We start from the raw sequence: 223 nt of genomic DNA, 5'->3' as shown, positions 1-223 counted from the left end.
GAAGCTGCTCTCTGGTCATCATGACGATGATCGCATCCGGCTCGGGTGCATTGGCAGTGGCGCCCGTGCCCGTCTGGGTTGCGCCAGTCTGTGCTGCGTTCTGGCCGGCCGTTCCCATCGTTGAGCTGGTGCCGGCGGTGTTAGTTCCCGCCGTACCTGTCGTGGGAGCACGGGTCGTGCCAGTCACAGACCCTGTCGCATTGGCGTTCTGCTGACCTGAGCG

The 223-nt window shown here is 64.6% G+C and carries 1 protein-coding gene; it reads left to right on the top strand.

The window, feature by feature from the left end; genetic code table 11:
- A partial coding sequence (locus E4K09_RS29905; protein WP_204985788.1) for a hypothetical protein occupies positions 1–215 on the top strand: 215 nt, incomplete at its 5' end.
- Between the last annotated feature and the right edge of the window lie 8 nt (positions 216–223).

This window comes from Microvirga pakistanensis, assembly GCF_004458765.1.
Lineage (GTDB): Bacteria > Pseudomonadota > Alphaproteobacteria > Rhizobiales > Beijerinckiaceae > Microvirga > Microvirga pakistanensis.
The sequence above is the reverse complement of the archived record's forward strand: the minus strand, read 5'-3'. Positions and strand labels throughout refer to the sequence as shown.